The organism is Brevibacterium luteolum, from assembly GCF_025147615.1.
In the GTDB taxonomy this organism is placed as follows: domain Bacteria; phylum Actinomycetota; class Actinomycetes; order Actinomycetales; family Brevibacteriaceae; genus Brevibacterium; species Brevibacterium luteolum.
Genome location: NZ_JALXPM010000059.1, coordinates 1 through 14,892, shown reverse-complemented (window position 1 = coordinate 14,892; position 14,892 = coordinate 1). Strand labels below are relative to the sequence as shown.

Sequence of the window (14,892 nt, the reverse complement as noted above, 5' to 3'; positions counted from 1 at the left end):
CTTTAGGGTCAGTCCTCGCTGCGGACGAAGGCTGCGTCGATGGTGATGGTGACGGTGTCGCCGACGAGCACACCACCGGCCTCCAGGGCGGCATTCCACGTGATGCCGAAGTCCTTGCGGGAGATCTTCGTCGTCGCCTCGAATCCGGCGCGGGTGGCGCCGAACGGGTCGACGGTCGCGCCGCCGAACTCGACATCGAAGGTCACCGGGCGGGTGGTGCCCTTGATGGTGAGGTCGCCGGTGAGCTCGAACTCCTCCTCGGTGCCCTCGACACCGGTGGAGACGAAGGTCATCTGCGGGTGCTGGGCGGCGTCGAAGAAGTCCTCGCCGGTGACGTGGGCGTCGCGGTTCTCATCGCCGGAGTCGAAGGAAGCGGTCTGCACGCTGGCCTCGACGCGGGAGTCGGCGATCGAGTCGCCGACGGTCAGGGTGGCGTCGGCGTCATTGAAGCTGCCGCGCACCTTGCTGATGCCAGCGTGGCGGACGATGAAGCCGATGAGCGTGTGCGACATATCAAGCTTCCAGGTGCCAGGGGTGAGAGTGGTCATGATGCTCCTTCACGAGATCGGGAATGTGCTGACGGCGGCGGTCTGCCGGCCGAACAGTCACTACTCTAACGCCATGTAATTTAAACTTCAACTAAAGGGGATGTGTGATGCGCCACGCTGGGTGTGCTCCAGGGGCCGCGCCCGAGGCGGTGGCTGGCTTGGGTGCATCGGATAGCCTGATCCGGTCGACAGTCAGCAGGCAGGAGGGGAGCCGATGCGCACAGGCCGGGCCTCTGAGCTCTCACCGCTGCTGCTAGCCGCTGTCTTCGCAGGCACCGCCGCTGGCAGCCTCGCCCGCTGGGGGCTCGGGCTTGCGATCCCGGCCGGCTACGGGATGCTCGCGGTGCTCATCGTGAATCTGGTCGGCAGCTTCTGCCTCGGGCTGCTGCTCGAAGCACTCGCCTGGCGGCAGGACAGAATGCCGGCTGACTGGTTGCGGCTGGCGCAGCGCGGCCTGGGCACCGGGCTGCTCGGCGGGTTCACCACCTACAGCGCCCTCACCGTCGATGCCGCCGCACCATTCGCTGCAGCGCTCGCCAGGCCGGCAGCGCTGACCGGACAGGCGACAGGTCACGGAGTCGAGACCGGGATGCTGCTCTGGGCAGCCGGCAGCGTCATCATCACGCTCATCGGCGGGGTCATCGCGGCCGCGCTCGGGATTGCTGCGGCTTGCCGGTGGACCCGACCGCGCGGGGAGGTGCGATGACTGCTGTCCTCCTCGCACTGGCCGCCGGCTGCGGCGGGGTGCTGCGCTATGCCCTCGACATCCGGCTGGCGCGTCTGCGCGTCGCGCAGGTGCCGATGGCGACGGCGCTCATCAACGTCACGGGCTCCTTCGCCCTCGGCCTGCTCACCGGACTGGCCATGGCCCTGACCCGCACAGGACTGCCGGGCAGCGCGCTGCCTGGCTGGCTCGTCATCACCGGAACCGGCTTCCTCGGCGGCTTTACGACGCTGGGCACCGCAAGCGTCGAGACCGCCCGGCTGCTGGCCGGCGGCCGGATCCGCGCCGGGCTCACCTACGGGCTCGGGATGATGCTCACCGCCCTGGCCGCCGCGGCCCTCGGGGTACTCACCGGCTGGCTGCTGGCCGGGTGAGACGACAAGACGCCGCCGCATGAATGTGCGACGGCGTTTGCCGGCTCCCTGCCCAGATGGGAGACCGGGTTCAGGGGTTCAGTCCCAGTTGCGGGCATCGACGAGGATGCCCTCGTCGCCGGGAAGCTCATCGACGGCACGGACCTCAGCATTGAACCGCAGGCCCGCCCGGATCTCCTCCGCCGCTGAGGCGAGAACCGCCTCGGCGTCGGCACGTGCGGCGGGCACGATCTCACACGTGACCTCATCGCGGTGGCCGGTGCGGGTGATGACGAACCGGCAGGATTCGACACCGTCGACCCGGCTCATCACCTCGGCCGCCTGGCGGGGGTGGAGGAACATGCCGCGGACCTTGATCGCCTGCCCGACCCGGCCGAGCACACCGGCCAAATAGCGGCGGCCGCGGGCATCGGTGGCCGGCTGGCCGTCACCATCGGTGACCCAGGCCGAGAGATCCCCGGTGCCGAACCGGATGAGCGGCGCCTCGGGACGCACGAGCGAGAGCACGACCTCGCCCTCGTCGGCATCGAGGCGCTCACCGGTGTCGATGCTGCACACGGCGACATCGATGCCGTCGGCGGTCACCATGCCCGGATGCTGCCCGTCCTCATAGGCGATGAGCCCAGCCTCGGCTGAGCCATAGGCCATCCGGACGCTGGGCACCCATTCGGTCAGTGCCGCACGCAGCTCATCGGGCAGCGGCTCGGCGGTCACGAGCGCCCAGCGGACCGGGAAGTCGCCCGGGGCGCCGCCGGCAGAGGCGTGGACGTCGATGAGGGCCTTGAGGTAGCTCGGCAGTCCGACGTAGCCCCGCACCCCGAGGTCGGTCAGCGCCCGGACCTGCAGCTGCTGGCTGCCGATCCCGGCCGGCAGGACGGTCGCCCCGGCGGCGCTGATCGCCTCATCGAACATCGCCCCAGCAGGGGAGAGGTGGTAGCCGAAGCAGTTGGCGACCACATCACCGGGTTCCAGCCCTGCCGCACGCAGCGCCTCGCCCCAGCGCCACGGGTCAGCGCCGGGAGGCTGCGCCTCGTAGATCGGGCCGGGGGACTGGAAGATCCGGCGCGGGGTGAAGCTCGGGCTCAGATGCACGCGGCTGGCGAGAAGCTCGTCCTTGCTCTGCACCGGCAGCGCATCGAGGTCTGCCAGCTCAGCAGCGCCTGCCGGGTCGAAGCTGTGCTCGGCGAACCGGGCTTCAAGTTCCGGGTTGCCGGCCAGCGCCTCTTCCAGCTGCTGGGTGAAACCGGCGGGCACACGGGTGTCCTGGGCGTTCATGTTCTCTCCTCACCTCAGCGATCAGAGCCAGCGCTTGCGGCGCTTGTAGTGCTTGACGTCGCGGTAGCTCTTCTTCCCGTCGCCGCCGATGCCGAGGTAGAACTCCTTGACATCCGGGTTCTCGGCCAGTGCCTTGGCCTCGTCTTCGAGCATGATCCGGCCCTGCTCCATGATGTAGCCGTGGTGGGCCACCGACAGCGCGGTCTGCGCGTTCTGCTCGATGACGAGCACCGTCAGCCCGGTCTCGGCATTGAGCCGGCCGATCGTCTCGAAGATCTCCTCGACCAGCAGCGGGGCCAGGCCCAAGGAGGGCTCATCGAGCATGAGCAGCTTCGGTTCGGCCATGAGCGCCCGGCCGATCGCCAGCATCTGCTGCTCGCCTCCGGAGAGGAAGCCTGCGGTGCGTGAGCGCATGTCGCCGAGCTTGGGGAAGAACTCGTAGACGAAGTCGAGCTGCGAGCTGATGTTGCCCTTCTTCGTGTACCCGCCGGCGGCGAGGTTCTCGGCCACCGTCAGGTGCGGGAACACATGCCGGCCCTCCATGCACAGGCTCAGCCCGTGCTTGACCCGCTCGGGTGCGTCCATCCGGGTGATGTCGGTGCCGGCGAAGGTGATCGACCCGGAGGCGACCTCACCCTGTTCGCTCGGCAGCAGCCCGGAGACGGCCTTGAGGGTGGTCGACTTGCCGGCGCCGTTGGAGCCGAGCAGGGCGACGATCTGGCCTTCGGGCACGGTCAGCGACAGGCCGCGCAGGACGAGGATGACGTCGTCGTAGATGACTTCGATGTTGTTGATCGCCAGCAGGGCGGCGGGCTGGTCGCCGGCCCCCGGCCCCGGGCTCGCGCCCGGGGCCGTCAGCGGTTCGGCGGTCATGGGGTGACTCCCGATTCGATCTCCTCCATCGCGCCGTCCTTGACCTCGTAGAGGTTCGACGACGTCGAGCCGCGGTGGGAGTCGGCGGAGAACTCGACGGTGCCGTCGCCGATGACCTCACCGGTGTCGATGCCGCCCATGGTCTCCAGTGATTCGCGGATGTTCGCGCCGGTCAGGTCGTTGCCCTCCTTGATGGTGTGGCGGATGCCCTCGGCCATGACGTGCATCGTGTACCAGCCCTGCACGTAGCTGGTGATCTTCGAGTCCGGGTCCTCGTTCTTCTCCTCGAGGTAGGACACGATCTGCTCGTGGCCGGGCTTGTCGGCGTTGAGCGGGGCGATCGGCTGGACCATGACGTGGCCGTTGGCGGCATCACCGGCAGAGGTGATGAACAGCTCGTTGGCGCACCAGTTCAGGCACACGATCTTCTGGTCCCCGCCCTGGGCCTGCAGGTCCTTGGCCAGCTGCGCGGCAGGCGATGAGACGTTCTGGATGACGATGTACTTCGCGTCGCTGACCTGACTGAGCAGGCCGGCGTAGTTCGTGGTGCCAGCCGGCATCGCGTAGGACTTGTAGTCGATGTCGAGGCCCTTCTCATCGACCCAGGCCTTGCCGTCCTCGACCGGGGAGGTGCCGAACGGCGAGTCGTGGTGCAGCACGGCCACACCAGCATTGCCGCCGGCGTCCTCGGCGATCCAGTTGAGCGCCACACGCATCTGGTCGGAGTAGGTGGGGGCGACGAGGAAGTTGTACGGCGACTCCTCGGGATCGGTCAGGTCCTCGGCGAAGGATCCGGACATGAACGGCAGCTCGTCGTTGGCCACGCGGGTGCGCAGCGCTTCCGTGTCGCCGGTGCCCCAGCCCTGGATGGCGACGGCCTCGTCGTTGACGTAGCGGCGGTAGAGTTCCTCGGCCTTGGGGATCTCGTAGGCGTAGTCGTTCGACTCGGCCTTGATCTCCCGGCCTTCGATGCCGCCGTTGGCATTGAGGTAGTCGACGTAGGCGAGCATGCCCTCGTTGTAGGGGGCGCCGACGTCGCCGGTGGCGCCGGACTGGTCGGCGATCATGCCGATGACGATCGGCTCATCGGAGTCGGCGCTGGCCGATCCGCCCCCGCCGCATGCGCTCAGCAGCATGAGGGAGGCCGCCGACAGGGCGATTCCCGAAGTGATGGTGGTGCGTTTCATGGTTCCTCCTGATGTTGTGCACCGGTCCAGTGGTGCGGCTGCTGCGCAGCGGGTGGTGATGGTGGATGATGTCGAGGTCGGATGGTCAGTAGCGGAACGGCCAGTAGCCGAAGTAGTCCTTGATCCGCTGCCAGATCCGTTGGAGTCCGCGCGGTTCGGCGATAAGGAAGACGATGATGACAAGGCCGAAGATCGCATGCTCGAAGGCCGGCAGCTGGCGCTGCAGCATCGGTGCGACCCCGCCGAGGGCGTCGGCGACCATGCGGACCATGACTGGCAGGAAGGACATGAAGATCGCCCCGTAGATGGAGCCGGCGACCGAGCCCATGCCGCCGACGATGATCATCGCCAGGTACAGGATGGAGACGTCGATGGTGAACTTCTCCCACGAGATGATCTCCGTGTAGTGCGCCAGCAGCGCACCGGCGAGTCCGACGTAGGCGTTGGAGACGGCGAAGGCGGTGAGCTTCGTGCGGGTGAGGTTGACGCCCATCGCCGAGGCGGCGATGTCCTGGTCGCGCACGGCCATGAAGGAGCGGCCGACGCCGGTGCGGAAGAGGTTGGTGGCGGTGATGGCGACGATGACCGTGATGATGAGCAGGATGACGTACCACTGCTGTTCGAAGCTGGAGCGTTCGATCCGGAAGCCGAAGACCTCCAGCCGGTTGACGTCGACGAAGCCCTGTCCTTCGGTCAGCCAGCCCCAGCGGCGGACGATGAAGATGATGACCATCTGCGAGGCCAGGGTCGCGATCGCCAGGTACAGTCCCTTGAGCCTAAGCGCCGGCAGGCCGATGATGACGCCGATGACCGAGGTGAGCACGACGGCGCACAGGATCGAGATCGGTGCCGGCATCCCCATCCGGTCGGTGAGGATGACCGAGGTGAAGGCACCGACGGCGAGGAAGCCGCCCTGGCCCAGTGAGATCTGGCCGGTGTAGCCGACGAGGATGTTGAGGCCGATCGCACCGACGGCTGCGATGAGTGCGGTGTTGGCGATCGAGAGCCAGTAGTCGTCGAAGACGAAGGGCACGAGGATCGCGATGACGGCCACGAGTGCCATCCGGACCATCTGCGGGCGGGTGTGCCACAGCCGCATCTCCGAGTTGTAGGACCGGTGGTGGCGACCGGTTTCGATAGCTGCAGACATGGATCAGACCCTTTCGATCCGCTTCTCGCCGAACACGCCGTAGGGGCGGACGAGCAGGATGAGCACGAGCACGATGTACGGGATGACCTCCGCCAGGCCGGGATCGAGGTAGCCGGAGACGAAGGCGGTCAGCAGGCCGATGGTCAGGCCGCCGACGATGGTGCCGGGCACCGAGTCGAGTCCGCCGAGGATGACGACGGGGAAGACGAGCAGGCCGAAGCTGACGATGTTCATCTCCACTGCGGTGACGTCGGCGAGCAGGATGCCGGCGATGAGCGCGCTGATGGCGGCCAGCCCCCACGACATCGCGAACACGCGGCGCACGGAGATGCCAACGGTCATCGCCGCCTGCTGGTCATCGGCGACCGCGCGCATCGCGATGCCGTGCTTGGACTTCTGGAAGAACAGCGTCAGCAGAGTCAGCACGATTGCGGCGATGAGCAGCACCCACAGCCGGTTGGCCGGCACCGATCCGCCGAGCAGGGACACCGAGTTCGTCGGGAACAGTGCGGGCATCGCCCGCGGCTGGGTGCCGAAGAACATCTGCACAAGGGCGCTCAGCAGCCCGGCTAAGCCGATGGTGACCATGATGATCGAGATGTGGCTTTGGCCGACCATCGGTCTGAGGATGAAGCGTTCGACCACGCCGCCGACGATCACGGCGATGATGATGCCGATGATGATCGCGACGATGAGCGGCAGCTGGAAGATGACCCAGGCGGTGTAGAAGGTGTAGGCGCCCATGAGCAGGAACTCGCCCTGAGCGAAGTTGATGACGCCGGTGGCCTTGTAGATGAGCACGAAGCCCAGTGCGGCCAGCGCCAGGATGGCGCCCTCGGAGAGGCCGAAGATGACGAGGGTGATGAAGGTGCTCACTGTCGACCACTCCAGACTTTTCTGCGTCCCCGTCCGGCGGGAACTGTGTAGGACTCAAGATCGAAGATCCGCAGCGGAATCGAGCGTTCGACGACGGAGCCGTCCTGATAGGTGATGGCTGCCGAGATGGTGACCTCATCGGCATCCGAGGCCAGCGCTTCGATGATCGAGGAGTAGCGTTCGGCGATGACGGACCGCCGGACCTTGCGGGTGCGGGTGATCTCGTCGTCATCGGGATCGAACTGCTTGTGCAGCAGCACGAAGCGCCGGATCCGGATCGTCTCGGTCAGGTCCTCATTCGCCCGGGCGAGCTCCTCGGCGATGAGTTCGTACACCTCGGGTTTGGCGGCCAGGTCGGTGTAGGTGGTGAACGACAGCTTCTCGTGCTCGGCCCACGCAGAGACGGTCGCCGGGTCGAGCGTGACGATCGCGCACATCGGATGCTCGGCGTCGACCGTCTCGGGGTTGGTGACCCCGGTGCCGGCGAAGACGACGGATTCTTCGATGTAGGGGGAGAACTTCAGCTTGTTCTCGATGAAGGCGTGCGAGTACATGGTGCCGTCGGCTGCGGTGACGACGTCCTTGAGCCGGTCGACGACGACGAGGTGGCCGGCCTCGTCGAGGTAGCCGGCGTCGCCGGTGTGCAGCCAGCCCTGCGGGGTGACGGTCTCGGCGGTGGCTGCGTCGTTGAGGTGGTAGCCGCGGAACACCGAGGAGGAGCGCAGCATGATCTCCTGGTTGTCGCCGAACTGCAGTTCGGTGCCCGGCAGCGGTTCGCCGACCGAGGTGTAGGAGACTCCGTCGTCGCGGTGGACGACGGCGATGCCGCAGATCTCGGTCTGCCCGTAGATCTGCTTGAGGTTGACGCCGATGGCGTGGAAGAACTGGAACACGTCCGGGCCCAGCGGGGCACCGCCGGTGTAGCAGCGCTTGATGCGGGTCAGCCCCAGCTGCTCGCGCACCGGGCGGGTGGCCACCGCATCGGCGATCGAGCCGATGAACTTATCCCAGCCGCTCAGCCGCTTGCCGGAGGTGCGCTTGCTCGCCAGCCGGTCGGTGATCTCATAGCCCCAGCCGAAGATGCCGCGCTTGATCTTCCCGGCCTCGTCGATGCGCACCTGCACCTCTGAGAGCATCGACTCCCAGATCCTGGGTGGGGCGAACATGACGTCGGGGCCGATCTCGCGCAGGTCGGACTTCTGGGTGGTGGCGTCTTCGGGGAAGGAGATCGTCAGCCCGCAGTACAGGCCGCAGGCGACTGCGAGCATCTGCTCGCCGATCCAGGCAAACGGCAGGATCGAGACGTAGCGGTCCTTGGCGACGATCGGGTCGATGGCTGTCAGGTGCTCGGCCATCGACAGCAGGTTGGCGTGGGAGAGCTCGGCGAGCTTCGGCTTCGAGGTCGTGCCCGAGGTGGTGCAGATGACGGCGAGGTCATCAGGGTGGCCGGCGGCGATCTGCTCATCGAGCCAGCCGGGATTCTCAGCCGCCCAGGCACGGCCGGCGTCTTCGACGTCGGTGAAGTCGAGCAGAATCTCATCGGTGTACTGCTCCAGGCCGTGCGGGTCGTAGAAGACAATGTGCTCGACGAGCGATTCAGCGCCGAGGTCGGCGTGCAGGCGCAGCAGCTTGTCGACCTGCTCCTGGTCTTCTGCCACGACGACGCGGGAGCCGGCGGTGTGCAGGATGTGGGTGAGCTCGCTGCCAAGCGAGGTCGGGTAGATGCCGACGACGCTGGCGCCGAGAGACTGGCAGGCGAGCTCTGCGATGAGCCACTCTGGGCGGTTGTCGCCGAGCACGGCGACGATGTCCCCGCGCTTGACGCCCAGCGTCACGAGCCCGTGGGCGAAGTCGCGGACCCGCTCGCGGTAGAGCTGCCAGCTCATCGGCTGCCAGATGCCGTAGCGCTTCTCCTGCATCGCCACCCGGTCCGGGTGGGCGGCGGCGAGCGCGTCGAGGTACTGCGGCATCGTCTTGGTGATCGCGTGCGGGGGCCGGTCGGCGGTGAAGCCGCGGCTGCCAGTGGTGTTGTGCTCAGGTGCGGCGGTCATCGGACTGCCTCCGTTCCCAGATAGGCCTCGATGACCTGCGGATCGGCCATCACCTCAGCAGGAGTGCCGTCGGCGATGACGCGGCCGAAATCGAGGACGGTGACGCGGTTCGAGATGTCCATGACGACGTTCATGTCGTGTTCGATGAGGACCATCGAGACGCCGGCGAGTTCGTGGACGTCGAGGATGTAGCGGGCCATGTCCTCCTTCTCCTCGGCGTTCATGCCGGCCATCGGCTCATCGAGCAGCAGCAGGGCCGGCTGCAGCGCCAGCGCCCGGCCGAGCTCGACGCGCTTCTGGATGCCGTAGGCCAGCGTGCCGACCGGCTTCTTTCGGTAGGCCTGCAGCTGCAGCAGGTCGATGATCTCCTCAACGATCTCGCGGTGCTCGATCTCCTGCCGGCGGGCCGGGCCGAGCCACAGCATCGCCGAGAACACGTTCTGGCGCATGTGGATGTGCCGGCCGAGCATCATGTTCTCCAGCACCGTCAGATGCTCGAAGAGCTCGATGTTCTGGAAGCTGCGGGCGACGCCGAGGCGGGCGACCTTGTTCGGTGCCAGGCGGGTGAGCGTCCGGTCGGCGTACTCGTGCGGCTGGTCGGTCGAAGCGCGGCGTTCGCGCTCCTCGGGTGAGTGCTCGCCGAGGTGGCGGCCGGTCTCGCCGACGACGTAGCGCAGCGCGATCTCGCCCTCGGTGGGCTTGTACAGTCCCGACACGCAGTTGAGCAGTGAGGACTTTCCGGCGCCGTTGGGGCCGATGACGGCGTGGATGGTGCCGGAGGTGACGGTGAAGCTGACATCGGAGAGCGCGCGCACTCCGCCGAATCGCAGCGACAGGTCGGACACCTGCAGAAGCGGCTGCCCCGGCGGCATGGTGCTCCCGTTGAGGGAGTGTCGGTAGGCGCGTGTTCGCACGTGATCTCCTTGCGTCGTTGCGAAAGCGAGAGTGAGACAGACCGCTGTGATCGGCATCACTGTTGAGATAGACAATAGGTTTTCAATATGTGAAAATCAATACTCTCAATAGAAAAACTTTTCAGTCTTTCGGTTCTGCATGTCACGTTTGCATGTGGCAAGCTGACAGTCAGGCATCCGGTGACCGCCGGTGGCTTACGTTCAGGAAGGGGGCCGCATATGGCCGGTGAGGGCAATGGCGACGGAGCCGATGGCAGCACCACCGGCAATGGCTCAGCCCGTGGGGGCCTCGGCACCATCCGCAACGCGGTCAGGCTGCTCGACCTGCTCGCCGAGGGCCCGCCGCTGCACCACCTGACCGACCTCGCCGCCCGCTCGGGCATGTCGGTGCCCACCGTGCACCGGCTGCTGCGCTCACTCGTGCAGGCCGACTACGCCGTGCAGGACCCGGCGACCTCCCGCTACGGGCTCGGCCCGCAGCTCACCCGCCTGTCGAAGCACTACCTGGCCCGCAACACGATCCTCGCCGCGCTCGCCCCCTTCGTCGTGGCGCTGCGCAACCAGCTCGACGCCACCATCAGCATCTACGTGCTCGCCGGCCGCGAGGTCATGTGCATCGACCAGGTCGACGGCGATGACCGCGGGCCCTTCCGCCACTCACCGCGCGCCCTGCCGGCCCTCGACACCGCCGCCGGGCGGGTGCTCGCCGCCCACGCCGCGCCCGAGGTGTGGGCTGAGGTCCTCGCCGGCGCCTCACCTGAGACCGTGGAACTGGCAGAAACCCACCGTCAGCAGTGGGCGAGTGCGAACCACATCCACCTGCCGGCCATCGTCGCCGACCACGTCGACGAAGTCGCTGTGCCGCTGCGCGACGCCGAAGGCGCAGTCGTGGCAGCCCTGGCCGCCGATGTGCCTGCCGGAGCCGACCAGGCCCACGTGCGCAAGGCGGCTGCGGCGCTCGAGCGCACCGCGGTCTCCTGCGGAAGGAGCATCGGCAATGGCTGAGGCACCCGCGCCCTTCACCGGCATCGACCCGAACACGCTCACCGCCGACTGGCAGCCGATCATCGACCTCCTCGACTGGACGGCTGCTCCCAGCAGTGTCTGGCAGCCCGGACCCTATGGCGGGCAGTGGTTCCCCGGTGGCCGGATCGACCCGCTTTTCAACCTCGTCACCCGGCATGCCCGCGCCAACGGCTCGAAGATCGCCCTGCACTGGGAAGGCGAATCCGGTGAACGGCTCTCCTTCACCTACGCCGAACTTGCCACCGAAGTTGCCGCCGTCGCCACCGCGCTGCGCGGCCGCGGGGTCACCGACGGCGACGTGGTGGCCTTCCACACCGGCTGGCTGCCCGAGACGGTGTTCGCGGTGCTGGCCTGCATCGACATCGGCGCCCGCTGGTCGATGCTGCCGATCTCCCTGCCCGCCGAGGCCCTGGCCACCCGGCTCGCTCAGCTGCAGCCGAGCCTGCTCATCACCCAGGACGGCGCCTGGCGGCACGGCACCGTCATTCCGCTCAAAGTCCGCGCCGACGACGCCCTGGCTTCAGCTGAAAGCGTCGAACACACCCTCGTCATCCGCCGCACCGGCCTCAACGTGCCGTGGTTCCACGGCGACCACTGGTTCGACGACCTCACCCACGCTGCTCGCCCGGCCGCCCGCCGCGTTGAGACTGCGACCAGCGCAGTCGATTCCGGACGGCCGATCGACGCCCACCTGTGCGCCGGCCACCTCGCAGCCCCCGGCGCTCCGAGTCTGACGACCTGGCACTCCTTAGCCGCCGTCTTCGCCACCGCCGCCGCCTTCCATGGTGCGGTGCGCACCGGCGGCACCTTCTGGTGTGCCGGCGACGTCTCCTGGGCGGTCTCGCAGTGGCACGGCCTGCTCGGCCCGCTGCTGTACGGCGACACCATCGTCGTCTACGAAGGCACCCTCGACGTGCCCCACCACCAGCGGGCCTTCGAGATCATGAACCGCTACGACGTCTCGACCTTCGTCACCACCCCGGCCGTCATGCGCACGATGCGCTCCTGGCACGACGACGTCACCGCCGCCGGCAGCGTCGCCGCCCTGTGCCGCGTCGTCACCGCAGGCGAACCGGTCGAACCCGAGCTGCGCCGCTGGATGCAGCGCGCCTTCGTCGAAAACGGCTGCGAGGTCGTCGACGGCTGGGGCCAGATCCTCTTAAGCGGCATCGTCTTCGTCCACGGCGGCAGCTGCCAGCTCGGCCGCGGGGTCATCTCTGTCACCGACGCTGATGACCGGCCGGTCGAACCCGGCCACACCGGCGAGCTCATCGTCACCGCACCCCTGCCCGGCATGGTGAGCACCGCCTCGGGAGCGGGCGCCGAGGACACCATCTGCGCGCCCTTCACCCGCCGCCCGGACCTCGGGTTCGCCAGCGGCGACCTCGTCCTCGTCGAACCCGACGGCGGCTTCACCTTTCAGGGCCGGATCGACCCGGCGATCTCCGTGTCCGGCCAGCTCGTCTCGCTCACCGCCGTCGGCCAGCTGCTCGAAGACCACCCCTTCGTCGACGCCGCCCGCGCGGTCGCCGTGCGCGACCCCGAGCACGGCCGCAGCGTGTGGGCCGCCGTCGTCACGAGCGAACCGGCCTCCCGCCAGCTGGCCGTCGACCTCATGAGCTCGGTGCGCGAGATGCTCGGCGGACTCGCGAGGCCGCGGGCGATCGTCTTCGTCGACACCCTCGATGCCGACCTCGACCGGCAGCTGCTCGGCCGGGCCCTGGCCGGGCTCGTGCCCGCAGGTGCGGAATGGGGACAGCTGCGCTGGGCCGATGTGCTCGCCTACTGCCGCCTGCAGGACCGCAGATCTCGCTAGACTGAGAACTGCTGACACGCACTCCACCCGAAGGGCGGATGACAGATCATGGCAGGACTTCTCACCGGACGGAAAGCTCTCGTCACCGGAGGCACGCTCGGCATCGGCCGCGGCATCGCCGAAACCCTCATCGAACACGGCGCCACGGTCGGCGTCACCGGTGTGACCGACGATGAGGTCACGGCCGCCCAGAACGACGGGCTCAGTGCCTACCTGCTCGATGTGCGCTCCCGCGACAACTGCGAAGAGGTCATCGCCTCCTTCGTTAACGACCACGGAAGACTCGACCTGCTGTCGTCGAACGCCGGGGTCTACCCGCAGGCCCGCATCGACGAGATGACCGATGAGGACCTCGAATCGATCTTCGCGATCAACACCTTCGGCACCGTCCACATCGTCCAGGCCGCCCTGCCGGCCCTGCGGAAATCGCAGGCCGGCCGCATCGTCGTGACCTCGTCGATCACCGGCAACTACACCGGCTTCCCCGCCTGGTCCCACTACGGAGCGACGAAGGCCGCCCAGATGGGCTTCGTCCGCTCCGCCGCCATCGAACTGGCAGCCGACGGCATCACCATCAACGCCGTGCTGCCGGGCAATGTGCTCACCCCGGGCCTGAAGGACATGGGTGAGGCCTACCTCAAGCAGATGGCCGCTGCTGTGCCGCTGGGCTACCTCGGTGAGCCCAGCGACATTGGCCACACCGTCGCCTTCCTCGGCTCCGACGGCGCCCGCTACATCACCGGCCAGGGCATCGTCGTCGACGGCGGGCAGATCCTGCCCGAAAGCCCCGAGGCCCTCGCCGAGGCCTGAGCCCGGACCCAGCCGCCGGCCACCGGTGCCCACCACCTCGGGCGCGGCAGCGGCAGCCGACGCCGCCAGCCACCGGTGCCCACCACCTCGGGCGCGGCATCCCAGCAGACGGGATGCCGCGTCCGAACTGTATGCCCGCAGATGCGTGAGCGGTAATGTGACAAGTGCCCGCTGCGGCCAGACCCCGGCCGCGTCCCCATCAACTGAGGAGTGAACCATGGGCACCATGAAAGCCGCCGTCGTCACCGAATTCGGCTCAGACCTCAACGTCAGCGATGCCACCGACATCCCCACCCCCGGCCCGCACGAGGCCCTCGTCAAGCTCATCTCCACCGGCGTGTGCCACACCGACCTGCACGCCGCCCACGGCGACTGGCCCATCAAGCCCAGCCCGCCGTTCGTCCCCGGACACGAGGGGGTGGGCCGCGTCGAAGCCATCGGCGACGACGTCACCTCCGTCAAAGTCGGCGACATCGTCGGCAACGCCTGGCTGTGGGGCGCCTGCGGCGACTGCGAATTCTGCCGCACCGGCTGGGAGACGCTGTGCGAGAAGCAGCAGAACGGCGGCTACTCCGTCGACGGCTCCTTCGGCGAGTACATGCTCGTCGACGCCCGCTACGCCGCCCACATCCCCGCAGGCGCGGACCTCAACGAGATCGCACCCGTCCTGTGCGCCGGTGTGACCGTGTACAAGGGCCTGAAGATGACCGAGGTCAAGCCCGGCCAGTGGGTCACGATCTCCGGCATCGGCGGGCTCGGCCACATCGCCGTGCAGTACGCCGTGGCGATGGGCATGCGCGTGGTCGCCGTCGACATCGCCGATGACAAGCTCGCGCTGGCCAAGAAGCACGGCGCCGAGGTCGTCGTCAACGCGATGACCGGCGACCCGGCCGCCGAGGTCGTCGAGGCCACCGGCGGCACCCACGGCGTGCTCGTCACCGCCGTGCACCCCGACGCGTTTGGCCAGGCGATCGGCATGGCCCGCCGCGGCGGCACCATCGTCTTCAACGGCCTGCCGCCCGGTGACTTCCCGGCCCCGATCTTCGACATCGTGCTCAAGGGCCTGACGATCCGCGGCTCGATCGTCGGCACCCGCCAGGACATGGAGGAGGCCCTGGACTTCTACGCCCGCGGCCACATCCACCCGACCTACCACGTCCGCAAACTCGACGAGATCAACCAGATCTTCGACGAGATGGTCCACGGCAAGATCGACGGCCGCGTCGTCGTCGAATTCGACGACTGAGACCCGAGCGCTGACCGGCTGC

General features: G+C 67.9%; 14 protein-coding genes. 6 read left to right on the top strand and 8 right to left on the bottom strand.

Going from position 1 to position 14,892, the window contains the following annotated elements; all coding sequences use genetic code 11:
• Window positions 1-8 precede the first annotated feature (8 nt).
• Window positions 9-548: a YceI family protein gene (locus M3C25_RS12020; protein ID WP_102161976.1), complete on the bottom strand. Its 540-nt coding sequence runs from the start codon at window positions 546-548 to the stop codon at window positions 9-11.
• A gap of 214 nt (window positions 549-762) precedes the next feature.
• On the opposite strand from M3C25_RS12020, the gene M3C25_RS12015 reads away from it, so the two are divergent.
• Window positions 763-1,254: a CrcB family protein gene (locus M3C25_RS12015; RefSeq protein WP_259856926.1), complete on the top strand. Its 492-nt coding sequence runs from the start codon at window positions 763-765 to the stop codon at window positions 1,252-1,254.
• Entirely contained in the window at window positions 1,251-1,646 is a 396-nt protein-coding gene (locus M3C25_RS12010; protein ID WP_102161974.1) for a fluoride efflux transporter FluC, read from the top strand. The genes M3C25_RS12015 and M3C25_RS12010 overlap by 4 nt, the downstream gene beginning before the upstream one ends.
• A gap of 78 nt (window positions 1,647-1,724) precedes the next feature.
• On the opposite strand, the gene M3C25_RS12005 is transcribed toward M3C25_RS12010, so the two are convergent.
• The 7 genes from M3C25_RS12005 to M3C25_RS11975 form a co-directional block, all read right to left on the bottom strand.
• On the bottom strand, window positions 1,725-2,921 hold the full coding sequence (locus tag M3C25_RS12005) for a phenylacetate--CoA ligase family protein (protein ID WP_259856924.1): 1,197 nt from the start codon (window positions 2,919-2,921) through the stop codon (window positions 1,725-1,727).
• 21 nt (window positions 2,922-2,942) lie between these two features.
• Window positions 2,943-3,794, bottom strand: coding sequence for an ABC transporter ATP-binding protein (locus M3C25_RS12000; RefSeq protein WP_170274456.1), 852 nt, complete (start codon window positions 3,792-3,794; stop codon window positions 2,943-2,945).
• A complete protein-coding gene (locus M3C25_RS11995; protein WP_170274455.1) occupies window positions 3,791-4,981 on the bottom strand; it encodes an ABC transporter substrate-binding protein in 1,191 nt (396 codons plus the stop codon). Before M3C25_RS11995 ends, M3C25_RS12000 begins: the two co-directional genes overlap by 4 nt.
• A gap of 85 nt (window positions 4,982-5,066) precedes the next feature.
• Window positions 5,067-6,131, bottom strand: coding sequence for a branched-chain amino acid ABC transporter permease (locus M3C25_RS11990; protein ID WP_259856922.1), 1,065 nt, complete (start codon window positions 6,129-6,131; stop codon window positions 5,067-5,069).
• A 3-nt stretch (window positions 6,132-6,134) separates the two neighbouring features.
• A complete protein-coding gene (locus tag M3C25_RS11985) occupies window positions 6,135-7,007 on the bottom strand; it encodes a branched-chain amino acid ABC transporter permease (protein WP_170274454.1) in 873 nt (290 codons plus the stop codon).
• The gene (locus M3C25_RS11980) at window positions 7,004-9,058 is read right to left on the bottom strand and encodes an AMP-binding protein (RefSeq protein ID WP_259797106.1); all 2,055 of its coding nucleotides are present in this window, start codon (window positions 9,056-9,058) and stop codon (window positions 7,004-7,006) included. The genes M3C25_RS11985 and M3C25_RS11980 overlap by 4 nt, the downstream gene beginning before the upstream one ends.
• Window positions 9,055-9,972, bottom strand: a complete 918-nt coding sequence (locus M3C25_RS11975) for an ABC transporter ATP-binding protein (RefSeq protein WP_259856920.1) — start codon at window positions 9,970-9,972, stop codon at window positions 9,055-9,057. The genes M3C25_RS11980 and M3C25_RS11975 overlap by 4 nt, the downstream gene beginning before the upstream one ends.
• Before the next feature lie 219 nt (window positions 9,973-10,191).
• On the opposite strand from M3C25_RS11975, the gene M3C25_RS11970 reads away from it, so the two are divergent.
• From M3C25_RS11970 to adhP, 4 genes are all read left to right on the top strand, one after another.
• Window positions 10,192-10,977 (top strand): IclR family transcriptional regulator, encoded by a 786-nt coding sequence (locus M3C25_RS11970; RefSeq protein WP_259856918.1) that lies wholly within the window; start codon window positions 10,192-10,194, stop codon window positions 10,975-10,977.
• A complete protein-coding gene (locus tag M3C25_RS11965) occupies window positions 10,970-12,814 on the top strand; it encodes an acetate--CoA ligase (protein WP_259832466.1) in 1,845 nt (614 codons plus the stop codon). Before M3C25_RS11970 ends, M3C25_RS11965 begins: the two co-directional genes overlap by 8 nt.
• Before the next feature lie 48 nt (window positions 12,815-12,862).
• Window positions 12,863-13,624, top strand: a complete 762-nt coding sequence (gene fabG / locus M3C25_RS11960; RefSeq protein ID WP_259856916.1) for a 3-oxoacyl-ACP reductase FabG — start codon at window positions 12,863-12,865, stop codon at window positions 13,622-13,624.
• A 217-nt stretch (window positions 13,625-13,841) separates the two neighbouring features.
• Window positions 13,842-14,870, top strand: coding sequence for an alcohol dehydrogenase AdhP (gene adhP / locus M3C25_RS11955; RefSeq protein ID WP_259856909.1), 1,029 nt, complete (start codon window positions 13,842-13,844; stop codon window positions 14,868-14,870).
• Window positions 14,871-14,892 lie beyond the last annotated feature (22 nt).

Excerpts from the sequence above, each read along its gene's own strand:
- M3C25_RS12020 (WP_102161976.1), bottom strand. The coding sequence starts at position 548 with ATGACCACTCTCACCCCTGGCACCTGGAAGCTTGATATGTCGCACACG.
- M3C25_RS12015 (WP_259856926.1), top strand. The coding sequence starts at position 763 with ATGCGCACAGGCCGGGCCTCTGAGCTCTCACCGCTGCTGCTAGCCGCT.
- M3C25_RS12010 (WP_102161974.1), top strand. The coding sequence starts at position 1,251 with ATGACTGCTGTCCTCCTCGCACTGGCCGCCGGCTGCGGCGGGGTGCTG.
- M3C25_RS12005 (WP_259856924.1), bottom strand. The coding sequence starts at position 2,921 with ATGAACGCCCAGGACACCCGTGTGCCCGCCGGTTTCACCCAGCAGCTG.
- M3C25_RS12000 (WP_170274456.1), bottom strand. The coding sequence starts at position 3,794 with ATGACCGCCGAACCGCTGACGGCCCCGGGCGCGAGCCCGGGGCCGGGG.
- M3C25_RS11995 (WP_170274455.1), bottom strand. The coding sequence starts at position 4,981 with ATGAAACGCACCACCATCACTTCGGGAATCGCCCTGTCGGCGGCCTCC.
- M3C25_RS11990 (WP_259856922.1), bottom strand. The coding sequence starts at position 6,131 with ATGTCTGCAGCTATCGAAACCGGTCGCCACCACCGGTCCTACAACTCG.
- M3C25_RS11980 (WP_259797106.1), bottom strand. The coding sequence starts at position 9,058 with ATGACCGCCGCACCTGAGCACAACACCACTGGCAGCCGCGGCTTCACC.
- M3C25_RS11970 (WP_259856918.1), top strand. The coding sequence starts at position 10,192 with ATGGCCGGTGAGGGCAATGGCGACGGAGCCGATGGCAGCACCACCGGC.
- M3C25_RS11965 (WP_259832466.1), top strand. The coding sequence starts at position 10,970 with ATGGCTGAGGCACCCGCGCCCTTCACCGGCATCGACCCGAACACGCTC.
- fabG (WP_259856916.1), top strand. The coding sequence starts at position 12,863 with ATGGCAGGACTTCTCACCGGACGGAAAGCTCTCGTCACCGGAGGCACG.
- adhP (WP_259856909.1), top strand. The coding sequence starts at position 13,842 with ATGGGCACCATGAAAGCCGCCGTCGTCACCGAATTCGGCTCAGACCTC.